The sequence below is a fragment of the Maribacter sedimenticola genome, assembly GCF_900188415.1.
Classification (GTDB): Bacteria; Bacteroidota; Bacteroidia; order Flavobacteriales; family Flavobacteriaceae; genus Maribacter; species Maribacter sedimenticola.
This window is the reverse complement of the sequence record NZ_FZNV01000001.1, coordinates 337,501-361,649: the sequence shown is the minus strand read 5'-3', so window position 1 is coordinate 361,649 and position 24,149 is coordinate 337,501. Positions and strand designations below refer to the sequence as shown.

Here is a 24,149-nt window from a genome sequence, read left to right as displayed (position 1 = left end):
ATGAAAGGTATATACTATCTGCTATTAGTGCCGTTTTTTGTTATAAACTGCAAGGAAGCTCCCAAAAAAACAAGCCCTACAGAAGCTGCCATCATTACTCCTTTGGCAATGGCAAGAATAGATTCGGTTCTCAACCATTTTGTGGATACCAAAAATATAGCCGGCGTTTCCGCACTTATCTTCGAAAATGGGGAAGAAGTGTATTTCAATGCCTTTGGTTTTGCAGATATAGCGACAAAAAAACCAATGGACCGCAATACAATTGTCCAAATCTACTCCATGACCAAGCCTATTACCGGTACGGCATTAATGACCTTATATGAAGATGGGCTCTTTGAATTAGATGAGCCAATATCAAAATACATTCCGGAATTTACTAACATGACAGTTTATAACGGGGTAGATGAACATGGCAATATAAAGACGATAGATTTGCATAGGGAAATTTCTATTAGGGACATTACCAGACATACCGCAGGTTTTCCCAACAGAAACGATATACCGGGCTTAAGTTCCCTAATGAAAAAAGCGGATGCCATGAACCGTAAAAATACCCTTACGGAAATGGCCCAGAAAATGGGAGAAATTCCATTATGGTTTCAACCCGGCACCCAATGGGAATATGGACCAAGCGTTGACGTACAAGCACTATTGGTAGAAAGAATATCTGGTAAACCCTATGGTGAGTATGTCCGCAACCATATTCTAGATCCGTTAAAAATGTCAGAGACACGCTATTTTATTCCTGAGGAGGATAGGGAACGTTTTGCCAAACTTTATATTAGGAAAGATGAGGGTGTAATGGTTCAAGATACTATTACCTATGACAATTATACCGAACATTGGCCACTGACCAGGGGTGGCTCCGGGCTCACCTCTACCCTGGACGATTATATGCGTTTTGCCCAAATGCTGGTCAATGAAGGCCAATTGAATGATGTCCGGATATTAAAACCGGAAACAGTACAACTAATGGCAACCAATCAATTGGCGGACAGTATTACAGAACGCTCATGGCTACCATCAAAAGGTCAGGTAGGATTTGGAATTGATTTTGCCGTTCGTGTAGCACCGCCCAAAACGCCCGAGGAAAATAATGGAACCGTAGGTGAATTTTACTGGGATGGTGCGGCATCGACTTTATTTTGGGTAGACCCCGTCAATGAACTTACCGCTGTACTTTTTGTGCAACTGTTCCCATATGACCAAATTGGTTTGCACAAAAAATTCAGGGATGCCGTTTATGGACCGTATCCGTTTAATAAATAAAAGACCAATGTTATTATAAACTGAATGAATTGGTTCGCCTAGAACCCTATAAATTCTTGCTTTTTACTTATCTTTCTGCTTTTAAAACATACGCATGAAATTTGAAGAGTTTGTAAAAGCGGCCTTTGTAAAGATGATTTACGAGGTTATAAATGCAGATGGTAAAGTTCACCCCGCAGAACTGGAAATACTTAATAGGTTAAAAAAAGTAATTGGTTTTGATGATGCTTTCATTGAACGAACAAAGCAATTGGATTACGACAATGCCATTGTTACCCTATACAACATTCCCTATGAGCAAAAAAAGGCACTAGCGGAAATTTTGGATGAAGTTGCCATTTCCGATGGATCTGTGCACAAAAAGGAAATGGATCTGATCATAGAAACATTTATCAATATTGGCATAGGCGAAGAAACGGATTAATGGTATGACTTTTACTAGAGAAGAGAAATTGGCCCTGGTCAAAATGGTAGATTATGTTATTTTGGCGGACAGTAAGGTAGATCCGGCCGAAATGAGATTATTGACCGAACTGATGCAGCGATTTGATTTTAACGCTTTTTTTATTGGTCAAGCAAGGGATTTAAACAAAGAAGAAGCTTATAGAGTACTGGGCAATATGCCTTTGGATAAAAAACAGGTTTTGGCCCAACTACTGGATCAAGTAGCAATTGCAGACGGCTATGTACATGAAAAGGAAATCATTAAGATTATGGAAGCGCTAGACCATATGGGCATAGAGCGCTCAACCATAAAAGACAACCTTTCATAAATTTAATCTCTATAAATTTCTATTGATCTGCAATTATTAATTTTACATTATAAGCCTTTATCTCACAAGAAGGTATTAACACTACATTTTGGCCCGTTAATTGCTTTTAACCAGTTATGAAACCATTATTATTTCTATATATTTTGTTAGGTGTTTGGTTTACGAACGCCCAAGGAACCATTTCAGGTAATTTTTCGCCTGCCAAGGATTTTAAATGGCTTATAGCTTATGAACTTACCCCAGGAGGGGAACGCTATGTGACAGATACTTCAATTAAGGAAGGTGCCTTTACCTTGACCATGCCCATAACTGCGCAACCGGGCATGTACAGATTAGTCTATGCAGTACCGCAAGATGAATTTTATATTGACATTATATATGATAAAAAGGAACAAATAACTTTTAACTTTAGTTTGGATCAGGGACTTAACATTACCAGTTCCAAGGAAAATAAGGCCTACAATAATTATTTTAACGCAATTACCGAAGCTCAGGACCAATTAATGGAGTATTATGAGAACGGAAATACCTCAAAAGAGAAGTTTAAGACGCTCACAGTAAACCTGAACAACGTTCAAAAGACGTACGAAGAAAAATTCAATGGCACCATTGCGCATATTTTCATCAAAGCAAATAGACCATTTATACCAGGCCAATATGAAAGTTTGGAACTTTTTCTAAAACATAAAAAAACTCATCATTTTGATCATTTAAATGTCAATGACAAAATTCTGCAAGGTTCCAATTTCTTAACGGACAAATTTTCAAGCTATGTTTTTTCCGCTTTGCCTTTGACAATTAACAGTGCGGAAAATTTAGATCAAGAAGTGATAAAAAATATAGAAACAACCGCCAATTTTATAAACACCACCCCAATATCCTTTCAAGTGAAAGCTATGCACCAGTTATGGAAAATAGCTGATGTCAACGCGATGTCCAACGTAGCGGATTATATTTTTGAACATCATTTAAAAAAATTGGCCATTGCCAATGGCAATCAATCCATGGTAGATGAAATTACCATGGCATCTAGACTAAGGATTGGTGCTATATCACCAGATATATCTTGGCAAAAAAATGGTAAAACGCATTCCTTATCTACCAAGGATAAGGCAGAAAACTACCTTCTTGTATTTTGGAGCAGTACCTGTTCACATTGTCTAAAGGAATTACCTGCACTGCACAAGGAACTAAAAAAATTCAATGGCTTAAAAATCATAGCGGTCGGCTTGGAAGATAATGATACCAACTGGAAAAAAGTGTCCGCCACCTTACCGGATTTCAACCATGCGATTGCATTAGGTAAGTGGGAGAGTGAATATGCCCAAACGTTTGGTATTCAGAGCACTCCTACCTACATTGTTCTGGACAATGAAAAACGAATTATTGCCAAACCCGAATCCGATAAGGAACTAATAGATTTCTTGGAAAATTAGAGCGACTTTAAATCCTTTATGGTTTTAAAGGCCATATCCACCTGTTCATCATTGACCAAGATCGTAAACTCGTTGGTAGTAGAGATAACTTCATAAAGTACAATGCCCTCCCATGCCAAACGTTGAAAAATAAAATAATAAATACCGGGAACAGATACATTTTCTGCAGGTAGCTTTACGGTTATGGAAGAAAGGTCTTCTGCTTTTTGCGTGCATTTTTCATCCTTGAACAATAATTCAACGGTTTTGTCCATTACATTACTGATCACGATATTAATTTCATTGACACCACGGCTAGAAGTATAGAATACATCTTGATTATTGTTGATTTCTTCCAACAATTTGGCTTGGTGTACCAATATTTTATCCGATGCCAAAAATGTATAATCGGTCAAGGAAGAACGAACGGTAATTTCACCAATATTCTTCAAAACCTTTAAGATTTTATGTGTTGCCCTAAATTCAAGATCATCGGACAATCTTTTTAAGGCCATTACAATAGCACCGTTACGTATATCCTTACCTAGCTCATGCTCAATTTCCGGTTTCACAATACGTGATAATGAGGTAAGGTTGATGATTCCTTGAGCCAATGCACTCTGTAAAAATGGTTTCTTTTTAATATACTCTTCTACGACTGATGATATTGTCTTCATTTTGTTGTTTGGTTGCTGTTATAGTGCAAATATAACAACTTGTTATAAATAAAACAAAATGTTTTTATATAAAATCTACTTAACCAGTCTATTACCTAAAAATGGTAAAATGCGGACTCTAGGTGTTCAAGCTCAAAACGCATCTTATTTTTTAAAATGGTAATGATATCAAAGCGTACATTAAGATCTAAATCGTTCTCCGTTACATAATGATTTGCCGCCATAACCAAAAGTTTTATTTTCTTAGGGGTAACGGTTTCGGCTATTGGTTCAATATAGTCAGACCGTCGGGACCTGACCTCAACGATGGCGAGATCATCATTTTTTTTGGCAATAATATCAATTTCAGCTTGGAGGTATCTGTAATTTCTATATAGAATGTTATACCCTTTCTTGGTAAGATGTTCTACCGCTATTTCCTCACCTTCCTTTCCAAATTCATTATGTTTCCCCATAATATTGTTGCAAAAATGTGTAATTCATCGAAAATAACGGTGTTTCAACGCTAAATTGGCTTATAATATCGTTATTTGATAGACGAAGTATCGAAAATAGATAGTTTATAATACTATAGCAAATTTCGAAACGTTTAGCATAGAAGCCCCAACTCTACGAACGTAATACAAACGCCTATTTAAGATTATGGAATATTTCATTAATTGTAATACTTCTACTCTTGCTCCATACAATGCACCGTTAGATCAAATAAGAGCATCGCACTTATATAGAAGATTGGGTTTCAGTGCCTCGGTATCTACTATAAATCAAACCATTGGTCAAAGTGCCGGTAATGTTGTCGACAATTTAGTAGACCAGGCTTTGAATATGCCTCCCACACCTGCCCCAACTTGGGCAAATTGGACCAACGCAAATTACCCAGAGGACGATGAGGCCCGTAACCAATTACGAAATCAACAACAGAGGGAGTTTAGGCTAACTTATGCCAATGCCCTATTGAACAACAATCTTAGGGATAGACTTAGTTTCTTTTGGAGCAATCATTTTGTAACGGAACTTGAAGTATACAATTGCAACGCATACCTCTATGAGTACATAAATTGCCTACAACGCAACAGTTTAGGCAACTTTAAGACCTTTGTCCATGAAATAGGGCTTACCAATGCCATGTTATATTATTTGGACGGGGTATATAACAATGGGAACAACCCCAATGAAAATTATGCCAGAGAGCTGTATGAACTTTTTACACTTGGCGAAGGAATTGCCTATACCGAAGAAGACATAATAGAAACGGCCAGGGCCCTTAGCGGCTATGTAGAACGAGGGGAAATAGGATGTTCCCCGGTCACTTTTGACCCCACTAGACATGATGCAGGGTCAAAAACCATATTTGGCCAAACCGGAAATTTTGGATATGATGAAGTCATAGACAATCTTTTTGCTCAACGATCAGGCCAAATAGCGGAATTCATTTGCCGTAAGCTATACGAATTTTTTGTGCACCCAGATTCAAGGGACGAAGCCAATAATGCCCAGACCATTATAAATGGAATGGCGGCCACATTTGAGGCAAGCAATTTTGAAATTGCCCCGGTCCTAAGGCAATTGTTCAAAAGTCAGCATTTTTTTGATGATGAAGCTATAGGGGTCATCATTAAAAGCCCAATCGACTTTTATTTCAATACATTAAAGGAAACCGATTTTTCGTATACGGATACCAATGTTGCGGAAATGGTGAATTATAGTGCGTTGTTAAGCCAAGAAATCTTTGAACCGTTTGATGTTGCCGGATGGCAACGGGACAGGTCATGGATCAATACCAATTTCATGATCGGGCGTTGGCTTACCATTGAAAGTATCATTGAAGGTTTTTATATGGCAGACAATGAACAATTTAGAAGGTTAGGACTTGAAATTTCTGGCGATGCCGGTTTAACAAGCACAAATCCTGATGCTGTAGCAAGACCAATTATTGATTTCATTTTACCAAAAGGATTATTAAACGAGCCTGAATACGAAAAAGCATTTGCAATTTTTAGAAGTGATATAGAAGAAGTGTATTATGAAGGGGGAAACCAAGAATCCTGGACCTTGGCCACATGGCCACAAGCCCCTTTTCAAGTATATCTATTACTACAGTATTTAGCAAGACAACCCGAGTTTCAATTAAAATAACACCTACAACTATGTGCAATTCACATCACTCTCCACATAAAGGTCTTCAACATGAAGGCCATGATGACGAACACAAAACCTGGAGCAGACGTTCCTTTTTACAGGCAATGGGTATTGCCGGTTCAGGTTCAATGATGTTAGGTGCCAATATGTTGACCGCTTCTTCCCCTTCCCCACTTTCAGCAGGTATAGCGGCGGCAGAAACCGACAACATTTTAATATTGATTCGCCTTTCTGGGGGTAATGACGGTCTTAGCACCATAATACCTTTAGAGCAATATGACAGTTATGCCAATGCCAGGCCAAACATTTACGTGCCGGAAAGTAAGGTCCTGAAACTTACCGATGAGTTTGGGGTACCTTCATATATGAACGCACTTGCCCCCATGTGGCAGGAAGGACAGTTCAAGGCCGTACACGGTGTGGGTTATGAAGGCCAAAGTTTATCGCACTTTACAGGTTCGGATATTTTTGCAAATACCGATATTAATACAACAGGCTTTAGCGGTGAAACAACCGGTTGGATGGGCAGACATTTTGAAAGCATCTACCCAGATTATCTTATAAATCCGCCAGCAGCACCAGCAGCCATTCAAATTGGTCAATTTGGTAGTTTGGTCTTTCAAGGAGATGAAACCAATTACGCCTTTGTAACCTCAAACATAGACCAATTGGAAGAAATTGCGGAATCTGGTGTGGTCTATGGTCTGGAGGACAATCTATTCAACAATTGTATGTATGGTGATCAACTTAAATTTTTAAGGGGGGTAGCCAACACTACGTATGAATATTCCGGTATTATCCATGAAGCATATGAGCGTGGACAAAATCAGGTAGAATACCAGGATAATGGCTTTGCAAGACAAATGGCCTTGTTGGCCCGTTTGATCAAAGGAAATCTGGGTACCAAGGTATATATGATTAGCATGGGTGGTTTTGACACCCACGGCAACCAACCGGAAGCTCATGCCCGTCTAATGACAACACTATCCGTTGCAGTAAACAATTTTTATGAAGATTTAGCTTTTACCCAACAGGACAATAAGGTATTGAGCATGACATTCTCTGAATTTGGACGTAGGATTTTTGAAAATGGTTCAAATGGTACTGATCATGGAAAGGCCTCTCCTACCCTGTTTTTTGGCTCTGGTCTTAACGGTAGCGCATTTGTGGGCGACCACCCTACCTTAGATGACCCGGACGGTCGTGGTAACCTAGAGTATACGATGGATTTTAGGGATTTGTACGCAACGGTTCTTGCAGAATGGTTGTGTGTGGACATACCATTGGTACAGGCACATTTATTGAATTACAAACCTTATGTACCTGTAAATTTAGGCTTTAGTTGTAGTGGCGAACCCTTTCCAGATATAGCGTATAGTGATGGGGAAGTTACCCCACCGGTACGTCCAGATGAGGATGCGGAGACCCCTTTTAATCCAGATTTATTGAATGCAGTGGTACATAAACCTTTTTACCCTACGGACAGTACCCCGCATATTTATTTGGAAATGCCTTTTTCCGCCCATGTGGATATTCAATTATATAACATTCTAGGTCAGAACGTAGGCACCGTTTTTAATGAAATGATGTTTGAAGGTTCTACCGAAATCAATATACGAGAGCGCATGCCCGAACAACTGTCAACCGGTAAGTACATTTATCGTATAAGTGTACAAAATCAAAAAATGAGCAAATCGGTGATGGTAGCTTAAACTGTTTCCCAAACATTAAAATTGCCCGATGACATTGATAATGCATCGGGCAATTTTTTTATGCCAATTTAGATTTCTTTTTTCCTGCTTGGAAAGATAGTTCCTTTTTTACCCTATGGTTTTTATCCTTGTGTACCAAGGTAATATCCTTTTTGTCCTTAGCAGTTCCTGCTAATTTAAAATCTTTGTCTAAAATCAGTTTTGTAGGTTTTCCTGTACTCATGTCCAATTACTTTATTATACAATCCTTTATAATACAACCGTTAAATCTGGGCTTTCGTATAATTATGGAGGTTGCAGGTACTTATTTTATGAAACACATCAACTTACAATTGACAAGAATTTGGTAAATCTCGCATCAAATTCAGTATTTTTGCAGCTTAATTTATTTTTGATGTCCAAGATAGAATCACCCTCTAGATATACCATTACCGCAGCATTGCCCTATACCAATGGACCCATACATATTGGCCATTTGGCAGGTGTATATGTGCCGGCAGATATTTATGCCCGTTACCTTCGCTTAATAGGTAAAGATGTGGCCTTTGTTTGTGGAAGCGATGAGCATGGTGTGGCCATCTCCATGAAAGCCAAAAAGGAAGGGGTAACCCCAAAGGATATTATTGATAAATACCATGCGATCATTAAACGATCGTTCATGGATTTTGGGATTACTTTTGATAATTATTCACGTACCTCTGCACCTGTACATCATGAAACGGCATCTGAATTTTTTGTCAATCTTTATGAAAAAGGAGATTTCATAGAAGAGACCACGGCACAACTTTATGATGAAGAGGCACAACAATTTTTGGCGGACCGTTTTGTAATTGGTACCTGTCCAAAATGTGGCAATGAGGAGGCATATGGGGACCAATGTGAAAATTGCGGGTCAAGTTTAAACGCTACGGACCTGATTCATCCAAAATCTACCATTACCGGAACAGTACCCACCACTAAGGAAACCAAACACTGGTTTTTACCTTTAGACCGTTACGAGGATTTTTTAAGGGAGTGGATTCTTAAAGGTCATAAAGATGACTGGAAACCCAATGTATATGGGCAGTGTAAATCTTGGGTAGACGGCGGGCTGGAACCAAGGGCGGTAACTAGGGATTTGGATTGGGGTATTCCAGTACCTGTGGAAGGTGGTGAAGGTAAAGTATTATATGTATGGTTTGATGCTCCTATAGGGTATATATCCTCTACAAAGGAATGGGCAGCGCGTGAAGGCAAGGATTGGGAGCCTTATTGGAAAGACAAGAATACCAAATTGGTGCACTTTATCGGAAAGGACAACATTGTGTTTCACTGTATTATATTTCCTTCCATGTTAAAGGCAGAGGGTAGTTATATTTTACCGGATAATGTGCCTGCAAACGAGTTTCTAAATCTTGAAGGGAACAAATTGTCCACGTCCAAAAACTGGGCGGTTTGGTTACATGAATATTTAATTGATTTTCCGGAGTTACAAGATTCATTGCGTTATACCCTGACCGCAAACGCTCCCGAGACGAAGGACAATGACTTTACGTGGAAAGATTTTCAAGCAAGGAACAATAATGAATTAGTAGCCATTTTAGGAAATTTCATTAACCGTGTAGTAGTATTGACCAATAAATACTATGATGGACAAGTGCCCGCTGCTGGCGCCTTCTCCAATGTTGATTTAGAAACACTAGAACAGCTTCGTAAATTTCCAGGATCAATAGCAAGCTCCATTGAACGTTATCGTTTTAGGGAAGCAGGACAAGAACTTATGAACTTGGCACGCTTGGGCAATAAGTACTTAGCCGATGCAGAGCCATGGAAAGTCATTAAGCAAGATGAAGAACGTGTTAAGACAATTATGAACGTGGCGCTACAAATAGCAGCAGGGATAGCTATTTTAAGTGAACCATTTTTGCCATTTACCGCTAGAAAGTTAAGGAATATTTTAAATTTAACTTCAACATCCGAGACTGAGCAAAGTGGAAGTATTGGTTGGAACGATGTTTCCGGTGAAAACGATTTGCTACGACCAAAGCATCAAATACATCAGGCAGAATTGCTTTTCAGAAAAATTGAGGATAGTGAAATACAGGCACAATTGGACAAATTGGAGGCCACCAAAAAAGCGAACGAAAACGAAAACAAGAAACTAATGCCACAAAAAGAAACGATTACCTTCGATGATTTTTCAAAATTGGATATGCGTGTAGGAACCATTATCGAAGCTGAAAAAATGGCCAAGGCCAAAAAGCTTTTGGTCCTTAAGGTAGACACCGGTTTAGATGTAAGAACAATTGTTTCTGGTATTGCAGAAAGTTTTACACCAGAAGAAATTGTAGGTAAAAAAGTAACTGTTTTAATCAATTTGGCTCCTCGTGCACTTCGCGGTGTAGAGAGTGAAGGCATGATTTTGATGACGGAAAATAACGAAGGAAAATTGGTATTTGTAAATCCTGACGAGGATGGGGTATCCAATGGTCTGGGTATAAACTAAAAAAACTTCAAGACAAAAAACCCCTTGGCGACTAATCGCCAAGGGGTTTTTGTGTATTAGATAAAATATTCTAAAGCGCTATAATCTTGCCTTGTCCTTAACGGCATATTTAGATTTAACAATCTTTTTTACGGTAGTACCTTCATGTTTATCATGTAGAATTTTAGCACTACGCAATTTTATCATTTTGTTATGTTTGGCCACCTGATTCCTTATGGTATTGATCGTTTTGGCTTTTGCATTGTATTTTGATGCGGTATTGACCAATTGGCTCATTGATTTACCAGAAGGGTCATAAGAATCTATGATATTACCGTTTTCATCATAATAATCTATACGTACCAAATCTCCATTTTCATAATACTCAATACTGAACAAGACATTGGTGCCATAATATCCTTCAACCGTTATTATGATTCCGTTGGTATCATATGCAAATATGTAATAATAGCTGATCTCTCCTTGTTCATAATATTCCGTCCTTGTATTTTGGTTCAGCGTATTAAAGTAAGAGCGTAGAATTAAAATACCATCCTCATAAAAATCATAATACTCCAAATACCCATATTGGTCATATTTATCAAAGTATACTAGGTTGCCATTGGCATCAAATGTTTCTACTTGGGTCAGGGTACCAAGGTCATCATAAGCATATACCAAGGATTCCGTTAATACACCATTGTCAAAAAACTCAATAGAGCTATATCCTCCAAATTCATTGTACTGATAAATGGACTCAAGTACGTTTTGCGCGTTGTACCCCTCGGCCTTAGTCCGCAAACCATTACCATCATATTCAAAAATATAGGTATAATCAAGAAGTCCATTTTCATAATATTCCTCTTTAACCCAATACCCATCTTCATTATAATAGTCTTTCCATATAATTTCACCATTTTCATCATATGAAGTAGTGGTATAGATGCCCCCATCCTCATAAAATTCAGAATCAGTCGTTTCGGTAATATTTCCTTGGTCATCAAAATATTCGGTTTTGACAATATCATAATATCCTGCGGGCATAAGCATCCAGGTTTGTTTATAAGAATAGTCCAATTCCCCATTTTCGTAATAGACATATTCGGTTTCTTCAAATGAACCATCTACGTTATAGGTAACCCTAACATCTAACAGTCCTTCAAAATAGCTTTCATAACTAATCTGAAATCCTTCATTATACAAGGAGATAGATTCATTGCCAAAACTATTACTGTACCTACTTTCCGTTAAAAGTTCATTGGCATCAAAAAGATACACTTGCTCCAAAGTCTGTGAAATGTCATTAGACGTAATTTGCCCGGTCAATTTTCTTTCCTTTAAGGTATTTTCAGGAGTATACACAAAATCAGTATGTTGTTTTGAACTTGAACTACTGACATAAGGATCTTCATTTTGATATTGAGAAGTGAAATTATTAGAATATTCACTATCCAAAGTGGAGAAGTTCAATTGTGCATCATAAGCAAAAGTAGTCGTGTTTTCATACTCACTAAGGGAAGAATATTGATTTAATTCATCATTGCTTGTATAGGTACTTTTCAACTCTTCCGTTATAAGCATACCTGTTTCATAAATATGTGTAAACTGCTTTTCAGAAACATAGATATTTAAATTTTCCCTTATCGTTTCGTTAAAGACCACGGCCTGGTTCAAATCATTCCGTTCCGTAATCACATAATAGTGCTCTACCGTTTGGTTGGGGTCAATAATGTTAATACGCTCAACTAGGTCCATACCGTTATAGACCAGCTCTTGTACCTCTGTTTTTTCGGTTATGGGATAACTCCACGATGAAGTTATTAGTCCCGGTCCAACCTCTGTTTTAAGTATAGTAGTTGGTAGACCTTTTTCATTATGGTTTTGATATTGCAGCTCCCTAACTACTCTTCCAGAATATCGTAACGTTATTGCCGTAGAGACCAATAGGCCGTTTTCGTCCATAGTATTTTTATAAACTGCAGATGGCGGAATTTGTGCCGCATATAGGGACTGTAGCAAGGGCAATAATTGGCTAAGGGATAAATTTGGAACAGGTGTATATTCCATATCAAGTGCATTGGCCATATTTTCAGCCGCTTGTTCAGGGTACACAATATTGAACATTTTACCGGTCTGCTTGGAAATGTTGATGACCATATCTGCCAATGACGAGGAAATAGATCCTGAAAAATCCAAACTTTGTACACCGATCGCACTGACCACATCAGCAGTTATTTCAATACCGTTATCATGATTTTGATCCTCGTCCAAGGTTTGTAAAAATGCGGCAATATTTTTAGCCATAGGGCTTGCAATGGTAGCATCTGCATCTATCTCCTGTGCTAAGGTAACAGGTGAAACCAGTTCTTGCCCCAGGACTTTTCCTAGAATAATACCCCCTACTTTAAAAGTAACCTCTTCTCCGGAAACATAGGTGAATTCTCCTTTTTCATTGGTAATACCTGACTGGGTAGCGGTTGTAAAAGTTAGACCCCCAACTTCGCCATCTATGAATTTTCCGGTCAGCACCTCAATGGCAGGTTCTTCCTTAGGCGGGTCTTTTTGAATGGGCTTGTCTGGTTCTACGGTGTCATCGCTTTTACTACAGCCCAATGCGAGCAATAGTGTAAAAAAAATTGTACATACCTTGATTTTCATAATACAGTGTTTTTTGGTTTAATTAAAAAAGTGGTTGCGGCAATGGTTGCCAGTTCAAAAATATTTTGTGTACCTAAGGGGGAAAGAAAAACACACACCGGGGGCAGGTCCTACAAATAAATAATAGGAATGCCTTGATTTCAATACCTAATAATGGGTATTTTTAAAGGCTTTAATTATAGCCCATATGCAGTTATTAACCTACATTGAAAAACATACCCAACTCCCCAAAAAAGGAATAGAAAACACGATCGAACTTTTAAATGCCGACTGCACCATACCTTTCATTTCACGGTACAGAAAGGAACGCACCGGTAATTTAGATGAAGTTCAGGTAGGCACCATTGTTCAATTAAAGGAACAATATGAGACTCTTGAAAAACGTAAAAAAGCGATTATAAAAGCAGTTGATGAACAAGGGGTCTTGACTACCGCCCTACAACAAAATTTTGAAAATGCCGAAGATCTTACATCATTGGAAGATCTCTATCTACCATATAAAAAGAGTAAAAAGACCAAAGCAGAAGTTGCCCGTAAAAACGGATTGGAACCTTTGGCGAAAATCATTATGGCGCAACGCCAAGATGTTATTGAATTTACGGCATCAAAATACCTAAGTGCAGTAATTAAAAATGAGGACGATGCATTGGAAGGGGCGCGGCATATTATAGCAGAATGGATCAATGAACGTACAGATGTCAGAAATGCCATAAGATCACAATTAGCTAGGTTCGCCCAAATTACCACCAAAGTAATCTCCACAAAAAAAGAGGAAGAAAAGGCTCAGAAATATCGTGATTATTTTGATTGGAGCGAGCCTTTGAACAAATGTCCGTCTCATAGGCTTTTGGCAATACTCCGCGCAGAATCGGAAAAATTTATTAGGGTCAAAATTACACTGGATGACGAGCGTCTCATTGATCGCATTAAGAACAGGATCATAAAAACGAACAATGAATGTGGTCAGCAAATTGATCTTTCCATAGATGATGCTTATAAACGATTGCTTTTCCCCTCCTTGACCAATGAACTCTTAAAAGCAGCAAAGGAAAAAGCAGATGATGCCGCCATTACCGTTTTCTCCAATAATCTTAGACAATTATTATTGGGGGCACCCCTGGGCGAAAAACGTATATTGGCCATTGATCCAGGTTTTAGGACCGGTTGCAAACTGGTATGCTTGGACGAAAACGGAAACTTGGTACATAATGAGACTATTTATCCACATGCGCCACAAAATGACTTTACCGGTGCCGTTAAAAAGTTAAGCTCCTTGGCAAATGCCTATAAAATTGAGGCTATTGCCATAGGTAACGGTACGGCATCCAGAGAAACGGAACAATTGGTCAAAAAAGTTATTTTCAATAATCCTGTTGAAGTATTTGTGGTGAGCGAGGCAGGTGCATCTATTTATTCCGCATCTAAAATTGCACGTGAAGAATTTCCAAATTACGATGTTACCGTACGTGGAGCGGTATCCATAGGTAGACGGTTGGCGGATCCATTGGCGGAACTGGTAAAGATAGACCCAAAATCTATTGGTGTAGGTCAGTACCAACATGATGTGGACCAAACAAAATTAAAGACCTCATTGGATATGGTTGTAGAAAGTTGCGTTAATATGGTAGGAGTTAACATTAACACTGCCAGTGTACCATTGTTAAGCTATGTATCTGGAATAGGTGCAAAACTTGCAGAGAATATTGTTGCGCAAAGAAAGGAAAAGGGTGCCTTTAAAAGTAGGCAGGAAATACTGGATGTACCAAGATTAGGAGGCAAGGCCTTTGAACAGGGCGCTGCTTTCCTAAGAATTAAAAATGCGGAAAATCCGTTGGACGATTCTGCCGTACACCCAGAAAGTTATGGTATCGTTAAAAAAATGGCCTTGGACAACAATACTGAAATTGCAACTTTAATTGGCAACAAATCGGTATTGAAAGAGATAGATTTAGCAAAATATTGCACCAATGATGTGGGTCTGCCAACACTAAAGGATATCCGCTCAGAATTGGAAAAACCAGGTTTGGACAGAAGGGAAAAGGCAAAGGTCTTTACTTTTGACCAGAACATTACCTCTATCACGGATTTACGCAGTGGTCAATTGCTGCCCGGTATTGTAAACAATATTACCAACTTTGGTTGTTTTGTAGATATAGGAATCAAGGAAAGTGGTTTGATCCACGTAAGCAATCTATCGGATTCATTTGTTAAGGATGTAAACGAACATGTTCATCTTCATCAACAAATAATTGTAAAAGTGCTCGATGTTGATGTACAGAGAAAGCGCATTCAATTAAAATTGCATAATTAATATTGATATGCTAAAAATAGCCTATCACCCTATTTATAAACATCCGTTACCGGAAGGGCATCGCTTTCCCATGATGAAATATGAGTTATTACCGCAACAGCTTATTTATGAGGGCACCTGTACGAAAGATAATTTTTTTGAACCTGAATTGCCCAATGACAAATATATTGTTGCCGTACATGATGCAGAATATTTTTATGACCTCCTGAATTTAAAAATAGGGGCTAAAGCGGCAAGAAAAATTGGTTTTCCGCTTTCTGAAGATTTAGTGGAAAGAGAACGAATTATTGCAGATGGTACCTTAAAGGGTTGTGAATATGCATTAAAAAATGGTATTGCCATGAACATAGCCGGTGGAACACACCATGCTTACAGTGACCATGGAGAAGCCTTTTGTATGCTTAACGATCAAGCAATCGGGGCAAAATATCTATTGGACCAAAAACTTGCAAAAAAAATACTCATCGTAGATTTGGATGTCCACCAAGGAAACGGAACGGCGGAAATTTTTAAGGATAATGCATCTGTTTTTACCTTTTCCATGCATGGCGCGGGAAACTATCCGTTCAAAAAAGAAATATCGGATTTGGATATTCCGTTACCTAAAGGTACCAATGACACTAGTTACCTAAACATCCTTGAGGAAACCTTACCTAATTTAATTACCCATGTACAACCCGATTTTGTTTTCTATCTCTGTGGCGTAGATGTGTTGGAAACAGATAAATTGGGCACATTAGGATTAACAATGGAGGGTTGCAAAAAGCGAGATGAATATGTATTGGGAACCTGTAAGCACTTAAATCTTCCTGTGCAATGTAGTATGGGCGGTGGTTATTCCCCAGAAATAAAAAGAATAGTAAATGCGCATGCCAATACGTTTAAAGTTGCGCAATCCTTGTATTTTTAACAGAACTAACCTTTACAATCTAATATTTATTCATTCAGATTATTATTAAATAGGCTATAAGTTTAAATTTACGGCATGAAAAAGCTCGTAATTCTATTAAACTTAATATGTTGTTCATATTTACCTGCCCAAAACACAAAAAACGATACCATTGATACACGCTGGAAAATGTTTACCTATGACGTAGGTAATATGTTTATGGGAGTTGGACATAGCTATACCCGTCCAATACATTGGCAAGGAAAACAATGGGCCCAATTTGGTGCGGTCGTTGGCGGTACGGGCTTGGTATATTTGGCCGATGACAACACATCTAGGTTCATTAGGAACAACAGGGAAGGTATACCACAGTTTATTAGGGATTACGGTGAGTTATATGGTAGTCCTGAAAACAATTACTTAGCAACATCAGGAGTATATTTTACCGGATTGATTACAAAGAATGAAAAACTAAGAAGAACCGGGGTATTGTTGATTTCGTCCGCTTCTTCCGCAGGACTTTTACAACAAGTATTAAAATCCGTGGTGGGCAGGGCAAGACCTGTAGCCAATTTAGGAAAAGATACATTTGACCCATTTAACCCCAGCAGAAATTTCCATTCATTTCCTTCTGGTCATGCTTTGCTGGCATTTACGAATGCATATGCCATTGGTAAGCAATTTAAAAACCCTTGGATAAAAGCGGGAATTTATACCATTGGTGCCATACCGGGCATTTCACGTGTTTGGGATGGACAACATTGGTTAAGCGATATGGTTTTTGCTTTTGCAATAAGTATTGCTACCGTAGAATCCATTGATAAATATTTGGATAAAAAATATGATGAGAAATACAACGACCAAAACAAAATGGTAAGTTGGAATCTAAATTTTGGACCGGGCCAAATGGGTGTGACCATTAATTTCTAGCAAAAAGCTATCTACTAATTTATAATTTCTTACAAAATTTCATGACTGAAGAATTAAAATTAAATCTTCAGTCATGTTTGCTTTTTAAACCTCCAAAAATCTCATTGTACATGAGATTACCCTAATATTCCATTAAATATTATAGATTTTTAAATAGATATAAACTACTTTAAATAAGAACTATACATAAATTTTAATTTATTTTTTATAAGTATTTTCTTACCACAAATTTGTAGTATTTCAGTAATATTTTCCTACAATTCACAACATTAATTTTAAATAATTAACCATTATAAGGTATTTAGCTCTCAGAATGCTTTGAGCTATGAAATCAAACAAAACTTACATTCTAACAGCACTCACCATGTTGCTTGTATCATATGGTTTTACCCAAGTTAAAATTGGGGACAATATTGATGCAATAGCAAATACATCTCTATTAGAATTGGAGAGTACCAATAAAGTACTTGTACTAAGCCGGTTAACCAATGACCAAATGATGAGTATAGCACCATTACCAGGTGGTATGGCCTATAATATTGACACAGGTTGTATTCATTCCTATGACGGAAATAAATGGATCAATCTTTGCGACAGCAGTTTACGCACCTTTTCCTTCATTGACAATGAAGATGGAAGTTTTACCATTAACAATGGCAATGAAAGCGTGTTTACTTCCCCCAATTTAACGGGTCCAAAAGGAGAAAAAGGAGATACGGGTCCAGAAGGTCCTGCAGGGGCAGACGGATTAAGCCAGCAAGAACAGATTATAATAGTTGCCAGCAACGGTCAAACCCGCTTTAATACTCCAGCACCAATAGTGGACGATAAAAAAATATCGGTCTACAGAAATGGTATTAGGATTGCATTTAGAGCTATTGATTCCACAACCATAGAATTGGAAAATGAAATTATATGCTATCAAAATGATAACATACGTATTGTACAAATTTTATAATAAACTTTAATAACCCAAAAATTAAAAATCATGATTTCAAAAAATTTAACTAACATTTTCAAAGGTTTGGCCGTTGGCCTAATCATGTTTGCAGGTGCCACATTGAACGCACAACAAACTACAGGTGATGTCACAAAACAAAGTGATGTAGTTCCCGGAACTACCACTACGGCAGGGGCGGTCAGAGTTATTGACAACAAAGGAACCATTAAATATTTACAAACGCAGAATGGCATTACCATGCTTTCCAATACTACAAATGATGTTACTACTACTACTTGGCAATTAGGCGGTACATTGACCAATGATACTTTTATAGATGTTGACGGTAATGTATTTGGGTTGGACGGTATTGAATTGATTTCTACCGAGACTCCTTCTACAGATGCTACTACAGCTTCTGACCATGGTACGGGTACAGGGTATACGCTCTTGGTTAGGGACGAGGCCACAGGGGCGGTCAAGAAATTATTGGCAACTGATTTGCTTCAAAGCGGACAGGAAAATTTTACCGCAACGGCCGCACAGGTAGCATATCCTTTGACCGGAAGTCCGGTTTTACCTACTTTCAGCCAAGTTTGGGTATACAGAAATGGCGCAAAATTAATTGCCAATGTTGATTATACGGTGGCTGCATCCACGGTGACTTTAGTTCCAAATACCACAAGTCCAAATGACTGGGCTGTTTATGCCGGTGATACAATAGAGGTGCAATATGTAAAATAGTGTTTTACAATTATCTACTACCCCGTTCCATTTTAATTTAACTTATGAACTCAACATACTCATTTATTAAAGTATGCAGGAACGGGGCCCTTAAAAAACCAGTATACACATTTAACGTTCACACAATTTTCACAAAAGGTACTAAATATCGATTCTTTGCCCTGTTCCTACTATATTTTGTCCAGGTGGGCATGTATGCGCAAGAAGAAGAGGTCATTAACCATAAAGGTACAAGGGTCTTGGTAAGAAATACCGTGGTAACCACTTCTGCCACTGCACCTACAGGACCGTTGTTAAATGATATTTGGTTTGATACCAGTGCCGAGGTCACAAAAATATATGACGGTACTTCATGGCTCACCATAAACCTGGATGCCTTGAACAAGAAGGAGGATAGCGAAAACAAATCTACCGATAGCTCTTTATCCGATGCTACCAACACGAAATTCCCTACCGAACTTGCCGTTAAAACATATGTGGATAACGAAATTGCAGCCGTTGGAGATGATGACATCACCGGTGTAAGTTTTGATGGTACGGACTTAACTGTTGCGGAAGGTGCCACAAATTTCTCTGCAGATTTATCCTCGTTGGAAGAATCTGCGGATATAACCGCCAATACAACTTTGATCAACAACCACATTACAGCGGATAACGATCTAAGTGCTACCAATGAATTGCAGGATGCAGATGAAATTTCCATAGATGACAGTTTAAATAATTTTACTGCAACAAACGTAGAAGATGCACTAGCGGAATTGGCATCAGGTACTGCCACCAATTTATATACGGATGACGGTAGTCTTTTTGGCAATAGGGCGGTTACCCAAAATAATTTTGACCTAAATTTTGATGCAAATACTTTAGTGATCAGCGGTAATGACAATAGAGTGGGCATAGGTACTGACTCCCCCATACAGGAGATGGATATAAGCGGTAGAATAAATATTACCAATGGAGTTATACAGAAAGGCGGCACTGCAATTACTACGACCAATGACCTTGGGTTATATAGCAATATCTCAGGAGATGCAATTCGTATGGCCACAAATAACGCACCTATAAACTTTTATAGTGACCTAAACGGATCCGGAAGTACTGGCGGTACGGCAAATCTTTCTATAAACGTAAATGGCAATGTTGGCGTAGGCGTAGCTACGGCCACTTCTAAAATGGATATAAACGGAGATCTTAGGGTGCGTTCCTTAGGTCCAGGTTCCAATACGGACAATATAGTCATTACGGATAGTGATGGTAACTTAGGACAGCTTCCTATTACCGATCTGGAAACACAGACCACAATTTCCCAAAATAACACCACAGGAGTAATAACCCACAATAGTGAGAACGGTGCCACACAATCTGTCAATGTAATCAGCACAAATGCCAATAATAGTATTTCAACGGGTACAGACGGAGGTGCTTATTTCAACAATCCCATAAAAGCATATGGCACTTTAATACCTTCAACAAATTCCATAATGTCCATTGGTATTAGCAGTGCAGTGAAAAACGGGGTGGGTAGATATACCTTTACAATGTCTACGACGCGATCAACTGCAAACTATCCTATTCAATTAAGTGTTTTTGAATCTGGCACCCGTGACATCAATATATTTGTAACATCACAAACGACCACCACCTTCAGTATTGCCATCATAGAGGAAATTGGCGGAACTTTTCCTTCAGATAATTATATAGATCGGACCTGCTATTTCAGCATAATGGATTTTTGACATCATGAAGATACTACCGTTGTTTACTCTATATATATTATTTCTACAGTATACCTATGCACAGAATATAAGAAATATTGGTGACCTTAAAATTCATGAAAAAGGTCAAATTGGTTTTTATTCAAATTTAAAAAATGACGGTAATTTTAATAATACCAATGGGTTAGCCGGTTTTTATGGATTAAACTTGAATACAATTTACGGTACAACCCCTCTTTCATTCCATGATATAGAGATCAATAATGACCAAGGTGTATTACTCCAAGTACCGGTTCAGGTCAACCATAACATAAATTTTATATATGGAGATTTTATAAGTTCAAAATCAACTAGTTCTCCAGATTTAAGCTTAACCACGGATTCGTTCTATAATGGAGAATCTAATTTTTCAAAAGTAAATGGCTTTGTTTCCGTATACGGTCAACAGAATTTTCTTTTTCCTATAGGGGACGAATTTTATTTGCGCCCATTGGGTCTTAAAACCAATAGCACTACCACAACCTATAAAAGTGCCTATCTTTTTGAAAACAGCACTTGGTATTATCCCTTTATTGATCAAGGACAAACCGGTATAGCGCAAATTAGCGAAAATGAATATTGGGTTTTAGAAGGTAACGATTCCGCAATCATTACGATAAGTTGGGACGAAAGGAGCGCTATAAGTATGATGACCAATAATCTGGACAACCTAACCATTGTTGGTTTCAATAAAGAATTGAATTTATGGCAATCCTTAGGAGCGCTAGATCGAACCGGTACCCTTGACCAAGGGATAATAACTTCTTATGAGTTCGTTCCTGACCATTATAGTGCAATTACTTTCGGCATAACACCAGGAAATACAGCAATTTCCCATAAGGGATACCATTATTTGGTTACCCCAAATGGCGACGGTATCAACGATTTTCTATTTATTCCGGAATTAGCCGAATTTAAAACAAACAGATTACTGATTTTTGACCGTAACGGGCTTAAGGTTTTTGAACAAGAAAATTATACAAATGAATTTTTTGGGGAAGCAGGTTTTACCATTCCGGCCATAAGCAGAACCAAAGGACTACCAGAGGGCATATATTTTTATTTAGTGGAGGTGGGTGAAGAAAAATTTACCATTCAAGGATTTCTTTTCCTTGATCGATAAAAGCGTAAATTAACTATTTGATATACAAATGTGATAAGCACACAAATTATTGAAACATTCAGTACTTTAGTCTAGCAACTAAATCCGTACAAATGAAATTCTATTCTTTAATTTATTTCCTATTCACCATTAGCGTGAGTTTTGCCCAGACACCTTCTGCACTAAAATTTCCCGTGTTGGAGCATGCATCTCCACAAGAGGTAGGTATGTCGCCCGAACGTTTGAATAAAATAGATTCAATGATATCTACGGAAGTCAACCAAGGCAATATTCCTGGAGCAGTTGCCTTAATTGCAAGAAACGGAAAGATTGTATATCATAAGGCATATGGCATGGCCAATAATGAGAAGAACGTTAAAATGGAAAAAGATGCCATTTTTCGTATCGCCTCTCAAACTAAGGCCATTACTTCTACTGCTGTAATGATGCTTTGGGAAGAAGGAAAATTTCAGTTAGATGATAACATATCCAAATACATACCAGAATTTGGAGAAGCAACAGTACTGGATACTTACAATGAAAAAGATGGAACTTACACGACCAAACCGGCAAAAAACCAAATTACCATAAGAGATTTACTCACCCATACATCCGGTATTGGTTATGGAGAAATTGATGGAGACCCACGTTTTAAGAAAATTTATGCCAACGCCGGTATAACCGATCTATTTACCACAAAGAACATAACCATTGAGGAAAGCGTAAAAAAATTAGCGAAATTACCTCTACATCATGAACCAGGGGAAGCTTTTACCTATAGTGAAGGACTGGATGTCCTTGGTTATTTTATAGAAATTATTTCCGGAATGCCATTTGATGAATTTTTGAGGACTAGAATTTTTGAACCCTTGAATATGGATGATACATGGTTTTATCAACCAAAGAAAAACTATAATAGATTGGTTACCGTACAAAAAAAAGAAAACGATCAATGGATAAAATATCCTGTCACATTTTATGATACGGATTATCCTATTAAGGGGTCAAAAACATTTTTTTCTGGGGGAGCTGGTCTTTCAAGTACTGCCAAGGATTATGCAAAATTCTTACAAATGTATCTTAACAACGGAGAATACAACGGTATAAGATTACTGAGTCGTACTACTGTTAGAAGCATATTAGGAAACCAAATAGGAACAATTTGGAACGGGCCCAAGCATCACGGTTTAGCTTTCTCTCTCGTAAATGAAAAAGGTGAAATAGAAGGTGGGTTAGGTAGTGCGGGTACTTTTGAATGGGGAGGTTATTTTAACACCCAATATTTCGCGGACCCAAAAGAGAATGTTATTGGCATCATTATGAAACAAACTAGAGGACCTGTCAATGATGTTACCGGTTGGAAATTTAAACAAATGCTATTCGCCTCCATTGATGATTAAACTTCTATAAATCAATGAATAACTGTAAAATATACACGTAATTTCCTACAACAACTTTCTCTTATCATATAGTTATTTTCTTACAAATCACAACAAAAATTAATACGAAATAATCGTAATGACTTTCTTAGCCAATCAATTTAATACGGCTATGAATTTTACAAAAACCTACTTTTTACTTATTGCTTCTTTTACAATCTCTACATGTGCCTTTGCACAAATGAAAATTGGTGATAATGCAAGTACTATTGACAACGCATCAATTCTTGAATTGGAAAGTACTACCAAAGCATTGGTGCTTACACGGGTAACTACGGCCCAAATGAATGAGATAAACCCTCTTAACGGAGCTTTAATATATAATACAGATGCACAATGCGTTTTTCAATATAATGGAACTTCGTGGCAAAATCTTTGTAATACTACATCTGGCTCACTATCAATAATAGATAATGAGGACGGCTCTTTCACTATAAATGGCCCCGATGGCACGAACTTTACTTCCCCAAATTTTACGGAACTAAGAGGGGAGCAAGGATTACCTGGTAATGACGGTCTTGGTATTTCTTCTACAACAGATAATAATGACGGTACCATAACCATTACTTACACGGACAATTCAACTTTTACAACTGCTAACTTTAAGGGTACAGATGGAGCTAGCGCATACGAAGTTGCGGTAGCGGACGGATACACCGGTACGGAATCGGATTGGCTATCGAGCCTACAGGGTGCGGCCGGAAACGATGGAACCAACGGTACGGATGGAGCTAGCGCATATGAAATTGCCGTAGCGGACGGCTATACCGGTACGGAATCGGATTGGCTATCGAGCCTACAGGGTGCCGCTGGAACCAACGGTGCAGATGGGGCTAGTGCATACGAAATTGCCATAGCGGACGGCTACACCGGCACGGAATCGGATTGGCTATCGAGCCTACAGGGTGCGGACGGAAACGATGGCGCAAACGG

General features: G+C 38.2%; 19 protein-coding genes and 1 pseudogene. 16 read left to right on the top strand and 4 right to left on the bottom strand.

The genetic code is table 11. From position 1 onward, the window contains the following. From CHB68_RS01510 to CHB68_RS01495, 4 genes are all read left to right on the top strand, one after another. Entirely contained in the window at window positions 1–1,269 is a 1,269-nt protein-coding gene (locus CHB68_RS01510; protein ID WP_089258872.1) for a serine hydrolase domain-containing protein, read from the top strand. A gap of 94 nt (window positions 1,270–1,363) precedes the next feature. Continuing rightward, entirely contained in the window at window positions 1,364–1,693 is a 330-nt protein-coding gene (locus tag CHB68_RS01505; RefSeq protein ID WP_089258870.1) for a TerB family tellurite resistance protein, read from the top strand. A 4-nt stretch (window positions 1,694–1,697) separates the two neighbouring features. After that, on the top strand, window positions 1,698–2,042 hold the full coding sequence (locus CHB68_RS01500; RefSeq protein ID WP_089258868.1) for a tellurite resistance TerB family protein: 345 nt from the start codon (window positions 1,698–1,700) through the stop codon (window positions 2,040–2,042). Between the two features lie 116 nt (window positions 2,043–2,158). Then, window positions 2,159–3,478 carry a TlpA disulfide reductase family protein gene (locus CHB68_RS01495; RefSeq protein ID WP_089258866.1) on the top strand — a complete coding sequence of 440 codons (1,320 nt, stop codon included), beginning with the start codon at window positions 2,159–2,161 and terminating at the stop codon, window positions 3,476–3,478. Here CHB68_RS01495 and CHB68_RS01490 read toward each other — a convergent pair. Then, window positions 3,475–4,134, bottom strand: a complete 660-nt coding sequence (locus CHB68_RS01490) for an aspartate kinase (RefSeq protein ID WP_089258864.1) — start codon at window positions 4,132–4,134, stop codon at window positions 3,475–3,477. The two genes, CHB68_RS01495 and CHB68_RS01490, sit on opposite strands and share 4 nt — an antisense overlap. Window positions 4,135–4,229: 95 nt before the next feature. Then, window positions 4,230–4,589, bottom strand: coding sequence for a YraN family protein (locus CHB68_RS01485; RefSeq protein WP_089258862.1), 360 nt, complete (start codon window positions 4,587–4,589; stop codon window positions 4,230–4,232). A gap of 187 nt (window positions 4,590–4,776) precedes the next feature. Here CHB68_RS01485 and CHB68_RS01480 point away from each other — a divergent pair, with 187 nt between their 5' ends. Continuing rightward, entirely contained in the window at window positions 4,777–6,270 is a 1,494-nt protein-coding gene (locus CHB68_RS01480; protein WP_089258860.1) for a DUF1800 domain-containing protein, read from the top strand. 11 nt (window positions 6,271–6,281) lie between these two features. Beyond that, window positions 6,282–7,985 carry a DUF1501 domain-containing protein gene (locus tag CHB68_RS01475; protein ID WP_089258858.1) on the top strand — a complete coding sequence of 568 codons (1,704 nt, stop codon included), beginning with the start codon at window positions 6,282–6,284 and terminating at the stop codon, window positions 7,983–7,985. A gap of 58 nt (window positions 7,986–8,043) precedes the next feature. On the opposite strand, the gene CHB68_RS18500 is transcribed toward CHB68_RS01475, so the two are convergent. Continuing rightward, window positions 8,044–8,208 carry a hypothetical protein gene (locus CHB68_RS18500; protein ID WP_179213120.1) on the bottom strand — a complete coding sequence of 55 codons (165 nt, stop codon included), beginning with the start codon at window positions 8,206–8,208 and terminating at the stop codon, window positions 8,044–8,046. Window positions 8,209–8,379: 171 nt separating this feature from the next. On the opposite strand from CHB68_RS18500, the gene metG reads away from it, so the two are divergent. Then, window positions 8,380–10,470 (top strand): methionine--tRNA ligase, encoded by a 2,091-nt coding sequence (gene metG / locus CHB68_RS01470; RefSeq protein WP_089258856.1) that lies wholly within the window; start codon window positions 8,380–8,382, stop codon window positions 10,468–10,470. 78 nt (window positions 10,471–10,548) lie between these two features. Here metG and CHB68_RS01465 read toward each other — a convergent pair whose 3' ends face one another. After that, window positions 10,549–13,107, bottom strand: a complete 2,559-nt coding sequence (locus CHB68_RS01465) for an RHS repeat domain-containing protein (protein ID WP_089258854.1) — start codon at window positions 13,105–13,107, stop codon at window positions 10,549–10,551. Window positions 13,108–13,294: 187 nt separating this feature from the next. Here CHB68_RS01465 and CHB68_RS01460 point away from each other — a divergent pair, with 187 nt between their 5' ends. The 9 genes and pseudogenes from CHB68_RS01460 to CHB68_RS18495 form a co-directional block, all read left to right on the top strand. Then, window positions 13,295–15,418, top strand: coding sequence for a Tex family protein (locus CHB68_RS01460; RefSeq protein WP_089258852.1), 2,124 nt, complete (start codon window positions 13,295–13,297; stop codon window positions 15,416–15,418). Window positions 15,419–15,425: 7 nt separating this feature from the next. Then, a complete protein-coding gene (locus tag CHB68_RS01455; RefSeq protein WP_089258850.1) occupies window positions 15,426–16,328 on the top strand; it encodes a histone deacetylase family protein in 903 nt (300 codons plus the stop codon). A 75-nt stretch (window positions 16,329–16,403) separates the two neighbouring features. Continuing rightward, window positions 16,404–17,237 (top strand): phosphatase PAP2 family protein, encoded by an 834-nt coding sequence (locus tag CHB68_RS01450; RefSeq protein WP_089258848.1) that lies wholly within the window; start codon window positions 16,404–16,406, stop codon window positions 17,235–17,237. Between the two features lie 325 nt (window positions 17,238–17,562). Further along, window positions 17,563–18,195 (top strand): hypothetical protein, encoded by a 633-nt coding sequence (locus CHB68_RS01445; RefSeq protein WP_089258846.1) that lies wholly within the window; start codon window positions 17,563–17,565, stop codon window positions 18,193–18,195. Between the two features lie 30 nt (window positions 18,196–18,225). Next, complete coding sequence (locus CHB68_RS01440) at window positions 18,226–18,921, top strand: hypothetical protein (RefSeq protein ID WP_089258843.1); 696 nt, start codon at window positions 18,226–18,228, stop codon at window positions 18,919–18,921. 44 nt (window positions 18,922–18,965) lie between these two features. Next, the gene (locus tag CHB68_RS01435) at window positions 18,966–20,657 is read left to right on the top strand and encodes a hypothetical protein (protein ID WP_143815155.1); all 1,692 of its coding nucleotides are present in this window, start codon (window positions 18,966–18,968) and stop codon (window positions 20,655–20,657) included. Between the two features lie 4 nt (window positions 20,658–20,661). Beyond that, the gene (locus tag CHB68_RS01430; RefSeq protein WP_089258839.1) at window positions 20,662–21,798 is read left to right on the top strand and encodes a gliding motility-associated C-terminal domain-containing protein; all 1,137 of its coding nucleotides are present in this window, start codon (window positions 20,662–20,664) and stop codon (window positions 21,796–21,798) included. Window positions 21,799–21,890: 92 nt separating this feature from the next. Then, entirely contained in the window at window positions 21,891–23,177 is a 1,287-nt protein-coding gene (locus tag CHB68_RS01425; protein WP_089258837.1) for a serine hydrolase domain-containing protein, read from the top strand. Window positions 23,178–23,328: 151 nt separating this feature from the next. Further along, a pseudogene (locus tag CHB68_RS18495) lies at window positions 23,329–24,149 on the top strand (hypothetical protein); the annotation flags it as partial.

Coding starts and splice junctions, on each gene's coding strand:
- CHB68_RS01510 (WP_089258872.1), top strand. CDS start 1: ATGAAAGGTATATACTATCTGCTATTAGTGCCGTTTTTTGTTATAAAC.
- CHB68_RS01505 (WP_089258870.1), top strand. CDS start 1,364: ATGAAATTTGAAGAGTTTGTAAAAGCGGCCTTTGTAAAGATGATTTAC.
- CHB68_RS01500 (WP_089258868.1), top strand. CDS start 1,698: ATGACTTTTACTAGAGAAGAGAAATTGGCCCTGGTCAAAATGGTAGAT.
- CHB68_RS01495 (WP_089258866.1), top strand. CDS start 2,159: ATGAAACCATTATTATTTCTATATATTTTGTTAGGTGTTTGGTTTACG.
- CHB68_RS01490 (WP_089258864.1), bottom strand. CDS start 4,134: ATGAAGACAATATCATCAGTCGTAGAAGAGTATATTAAAAAGAAACCA.
- CHB68_RS01485 (WP_089258862.1), bottom strand. CDS start 4,589: ATGGGGAAACATAATGAATTTGGAAAGGAAGGTGAGGAAATAGCGGTA.
- CHB68_RS01480 (WP_089258860.1), top strand. CDS start 4,777: ATGGAATATTTCATTAATTGTAATACTTCTACTCTTGCTCCATACAAT.
- CHB68_RS01475 (WP_089258858.1), top strand. CDS start 6,282: ATGTGCAATTCACATCACTCTCCACATAAAGGTCTTCAACATGAAGGC.
- CHB68_RS18500 (WP_179213120.1), bottom strand. CDS start 8,208: ATGAGTACAGGAAAACCTACAAAACTGATTTTAGACAAAGATTTTAAA.
- metG (WP_089258856.1), top strand. CDS start 8,380: ATGTCCAAGATAGAATCACCCTCTAGATATACCATTACCGCAGCATTG.
- CHB68_RS01465 (WP_089258854.1), bottom strand. CDS start 13,107: ATGAAAATCAAGGTATGTACAATTTTTTTTACACTATTGCTCGCATTG.
- CHB68_RS01460 (WP_089258852.1), top strand. CDS start 13,295: ATGCAGTTATTAACCTACATTGAAAAACATACCCAACTCCCCAAAAAA.
- CHB68_RS01455 (WP_089258850.1), top strand. CDS start 15,426: ATGCTAAAAATAGCCTATCACCCTATTTATAAACATCCGTTACCGGAA.
- CHB68_RS01450 (WP_089258848.1), top strand. CDS start 16,404: ATGAAAAAGCTCGTAATTCTATTAAACTTAATATGTTGTTCATATTTA.
- CHB68_RS01445 (WP_089258846.1), top strand. CDS start 17,563: ATGAAATCAAACAAAACTTACATTCTAACAGCACTCACCATGTTGCTT.
- CHB68_RS01440 (WP_089258843.1), top strand. CDS start 18,226: ATGATTTCAAAAAATTTAACTAACATTTTCAAAGGTTTGGCCGTTGGC.
- CHB68_RS01435 (WP_143815155.1), top strand. CDS start 18,966: ATGAACTCAACATACTCATTTATTAAAGTATGCAGGAACGGGGCCCTT.
- CHB68_RS01430 (WP_089258839.1), top strand. CDS start 20,662: ATGAAGATACTACCGTTGTTTACTCTATATATATTATTTCTACAGTAT.
- CHB68_RS01425 (WP_089258837.1), top strand. CDS start 21,891: ATGAAATTCTATTCTTTAATTTATTTCCTATTCACCATTAGCGTGAGT.